The sequence below is a fragment of the Bacillus sp. LL01 genome (genome assembly GCF_001037965.1).
Map to the genome: position 1 here is coordinate 1 of NZ_LFEL01000152.1, position 4,542 is coordinate 4,542.

Here is a 4,542-nt window from a genome sequence, read left to right on the forward strand (position 1 = left end):
CGTTTTTAACGATGAAGTACAACGATTCTAAACTGTTAGCGCAGGTGCTGACTCAATTCAATCAGAGCTGTCAGACGAAGCCATGGCAGATCACCAATCACCCTCGCTTTCAATTTGCTTTTTTATTGCAAGCGATCAATCGATACAAATGGAGCAGAGTATGTAACTAATTTGCAAGAAGGAAGGGATTACGATGCAAGAGGAAATTACGATGGATCAACTACTAGAAGATCTTGAGAAAAGAAGAGAACGAGCGAGGTTAATGGGAGGACAGGATAAGATTGATCGCCACCATCAATCCGGGTTTTATACAGCAAGAGAGCGGATTGAGAAGTTACTAGATCCAGGTAGTTTTATAGAAATCGGAGGCCTTAGTCACTCGGAGTTTCCTGGTGCTGAACAAAAAAGCGCCGGTGATGGGATTATTTGCGGACTTGGGAAAATAGACGGACGTCCTGTTGTCGTCGAAGCAATTGATAAAACGGTGTTTGCTGGCACGGAAGGATCCGTTCATATTAAGAAATCAGAGGCATTGCATGAGTATGCACTAAAGCGCGGCTTCCCTATTTTTAACCTTGGAGAAGGCGGCGGGCTACGGATGCCGGACGGAATGGGATCAGATGGGATTAGTGATAAGTTATTTCCGCAAAATCTCCTAACGATTGGTCGTAAGGTGCCGATGATTTCGAGTATTTTAGGTGATAGTTATGGGGGGCCGACTTGGCTTGCCGTCTCATCTGACTTCGTGACGCAAGTAAAGGGGAGCTGCATGGCGGTAGCGGGTCCAAGAATGCTTGAGATAGCTACTGGCGAGAAGATTACACCGGAGGAGCTAGGTGGCTGGAAGGTTCATGCTGAGACGACGGGGCAAACCGATCATGTCTCCGACTCGGAGGAAGAGGCGATTGAGGCGATGAAAGCATTCTTTCGCTACATGCCCCTTAATGCCGACCAAGAGCCACCGAAGAAGGAAACGAAGGATGACCCGAATCGTCGCTTAGATGAAGTAATTGATTTCGTCCCGACAAGAAGGACGAGAGCGTATGACATGAAAAAGCTAATTAGCATGATCGTCGATGACGGTGACTTTTTTGAGCTGAAGCCGTTATTTGGACGATCATTAATTACAGCTCTTGCTCACTTAAATGGTCAAGTGGTCGGAGTGGTTGCTAATCAGCCGATGATGTTTGCCGGCTCAAGTGGTCCTGAAGAATGCGATAAGGCTACGGATTTCATTTGCTTATGTGATTCCTTCCATATCCCGCTCGTTTTCTTGCACGATATTCCTGGGTTTCGAGTAAGCAGCTCGGCTGAGAAAAAGAAGGTGCCAAGTAAGATTATGCAGTGGAATCAAGCGTTAGCGAGAGCGACCGTACCGAAGCTTTCGGTTGTGATACGGAAAAGCATCGGGGCAGCGTATGGAAATATGTGCGGGCCAACAATGGGGGCAGATTCTGTGGTGGCGTGGCCAAGTGCCGAGATTAATTTTACCGGACCAGAAGTAGGAGTGAACGTCGTCTACGGTCGTAAGTTGATGGAGGCAGATGATCCGAAACAAGCGCGGGAGGAATTACTGAAGACGTGGGGCTTTGATAGCTCACCATATAAGGCGGCAGGGAAATTCATGATTGATGATGTGATCGACCCGCGCGATACAAGAAAGTACTTATGCCAGATGCTCGAGTATGCCTGTGTCAATAACGGTTCAAAAAGTCAACGATTATTAGCCAATTGGCCGACCAGCTTTTAATAACTAAGGAGGGTGCGAAGCATGGAAAATGTATGGATGCAAAATTGGCCGGAGGATGTGCCGAAAGAGTTAACGTATCGATTAGGGAAGGAGCCGCTTCATCATTACTTACAAGATCATGCGAAAAATAGACCTGAAGAGATTGCTTACCTTTATTATGGTCGCGAGATTACCTGGCAGGAACTCAACGATTCTAGTAATCAATTTGCCAATTTTCTCGTTGAAAAGGGCTTAGAACGTGGTGATCGAGTTGGCCTATTCATGCAAAATTGTCCGCAGAATATCATCGCGCATTACGGGGCGCAGAAACTTGGGGCGATCGTCTGTCCGCTAAACCCGATGTATAAGGAAACGGAGCTCGAGTATTTAATCAATGAATCCGGTATGCGAGTCGTCGTCAGTGCCGATGAATTGTATGAACGAGTGGAAGCGATACGAGGGCATACACCTTCTCTTGAAGTCGTCGTGACCACGAATTACGGAGATTTTTTGCCAAGCGAGAGACCATATGCCTTTCCGAATGATTGCCTGTTCGACAAGCGTGTGTTCAGTGAGACCTATGACTTAGACGATATTTTAAAGGAGTATCCAACGACTGCTTTAAATCGCTCCTTTGATTTGAGTGAAGATGTGTCGTTGTTGGTGTTCACCTCAGGGACAACTGGGCGACCGAAAGGAGCTATGCTCACTTTTGAAAACGCTTTATTTAAGACGGCAGCGGCTGTTGAAACGAATGGAGCAAGGCCTGATGATATTTGGCTTGCAGTGATGCCGTTATGCCATATTGCCGGAATGGTTATGGGTGTCAATATCCCTGTTTATTCAGGCACGACCTGTGTATTGCTAACAAAATTTGAGCCAGAGGCTGTGTTAACGGCAATCGAAAAATATCAGGTCAGTTTATGGTATAGTGTCGCCCCGATGAATGCCGGTCTCTTGCAGTATCCAGGCTTAAAGGAGAGACAGCTCGGCTCACTAAGACGGAATTTAGCGACGAGCTTTGGTATTCCTGTGACCGAAGAGCTTGCAGGGCAATGGAAAGATGCAACCGGTGGATGTGAGATGTATGAAGCTTCCTATGGGCTTAGTGAGACTCATACATGCGATACGTTTATGCCGGCTGATAAAGTGAAGTTTGGCAGCTGTGGTATTCCGGTATTTAATACCGACATCCGCATCGTGCAGATGGAAACGGGTGAAGATCAGCCTGTTGGCGAAGCTGGTGAGATCGTGATCAAAAGCCCAGGAGTGTTCAAAGGATATTGGAATCGTCCAGATGCCACAAGAGAGACCTTACGAGATGGCTGGGTTCATACAGGCGACATTGGCTATTTTAGTGAAGATGGCTACTTATTCTTTAGTGGCCGAGTGAAAGAAATGATTAAAAGCTCTGGATACAGCGTCTTTCCTGAAGATGTCGAAGCGATGCTGATGGAGCACCCAGCGATTGCCCAAGTGGCTGTAGTCGGTGTGCCGGACGAGGTGCGTGGCGAGAGTGTCAAAGCCTTTGTCGTTCCACAAGCAGCCGAAGCGAGTGAGGTGACAGAAGACGCGATTATTAAATGGTCAAAAGAGAAAATGGCTGCTTATAAATACCCTCGTTTTGTTGAATTTCGTAGTCAATTACCGGCAACGAGCTMAGGGAAAGTACTAAGACGTTTACTAAAGGAAGGTAGTGAGGCGTAATGGGAAACTGGTACCGTCTACCGAAAAGTGAGGGGATCTTTCTTGTCGCGATTATTATCTATGCAGTGATCTTCTTTTTACCATGGAGCTATGACGTGATGATTTTGAACATCACTTTGCAAGCGTGGGGTGCATATGGCTTGCACATCCTTGCACCGGTAATCGCAATCTATTTAATTATGCGAAGCAAAGAGACGAAGGTTACTGCTGATACGAAACAGTCATTAGATACGTAAGGAATCCGAGGGGGAGTTGCATTGAAGACGGTTGAGCTTTCGATCATGGTTGTGTATTTACTCTTTCTAATTGTCATTGGAATCTATAGTCAGCGACGAATTTCACAATCACAAACGGGGATAGAAGATTACTATGTCGCGGGACGAAAGATTGGTACAGGTGTCAACTCTCTGGCGATGTTAGCTGCGTTGGGGAGTGGAGGTTCGTTCATGGCGGGGGCCGGGACGATCTGGAATTTAGGTTTTCCATTTTTAGCATGGATGTGCGCGGGTTCGATTGTTGGCTTTACGGTAGCCAGTGTCTTAGTTGCAAAGCCACTCCGAAACTCACAGAAATTTACTGTATCGGAGTTTCTCAATGATCGATATGGTGGATTGTTTTTCAAAATAGCTGTGCCCATAGTGATTATCATAGGGTCAGCGATGTACTTAATGTCACAAATGACAGCAGGCGGATTGATCGCCTCTTATGTGACGGGTTTATCGTACGAGTGGGGGCTTGTCATCATCGTGCTCGTGTTTATTTTCTATGTATCGCTTGGTGGGATGTTAGCAGTAACGTGGACGAATATTCTCCAAGGAGCAATGATGGTGTTTTTAATCTCGTCAGTCGTGATTGCAGGTATTGTTAATCTACCAATTGATTGGTCGAGCTTTTTTGTGAATGCTACGAACGAAAATCCAGCACTAGGTGTCGTTGGAGCGACCCTTCCTGTAGCAGCCTATATTGGTGCCTTCGTCACGTGGGCGACGGCGGTTTGTGTCACGCCACATCTCGTCATGCGGATCTTTACGGCGACAAATGCTCGGTCTGCCAAATTATCACTAAACATCAGTATGCTTCTTTTTGGGATCTTGATGATTGGGGTA

The 4,542-nt window shown here is 46.5% G+C and carries 4 protein-coding genes; all 4 read left to right on the top strand.

The features are described 5' to 3' along the window. Positions 1 to 193: 193 nt before the first annotated feature. The gene (locus AB685_RS26735) at positions 194 to 1,750 is read left to right on the top strand and encodes a carboxyl transferase domain-containing protein (protein WP_047973632.1); all 1,557 of its coding nucleotides are present in this window, start codon (positions 194 to 196) and stop codon (positions 1,748 to 1,750) included. Between the two features lie 21 nt (positions 1,751 to 1,771). Continuing rightward, entirely contained in the window at positions 1,772 to 3,436 is a 1,665-nt protein-coding gene (locus AB685_RS26740; RefSeq protein ID WP_047973633.1) for a class I adenylate-forming enzyme family protein, read from the top strand. Continuing rightward, positions 3,436 to 3,672 carry a hypothetical protein gene (locus AB685_RS26745; protein WP_047973634.1) on the top strand — a complete coding sequence of 79 codons (237 nt, stop codon included), beginning with the start codon at positions 3,436 to 3,438 and terminating at the stop codon, positions 3,670 to 3,672. Before AB685_RS26740 ends, AB685_RS26745 begins: the two co-directional genes overlap by 1 nt. 21 nt (positions 3,673 to 3,693) lie before the next feature. Continuing rightward, on the top strand, positions 3,694 to 4,542 hold an 849-nt coding region (locus tag AB685_RS26750; RefSeq protein ID WP_047973635.1), incomplete at its 3' end, for a hypothetical protein.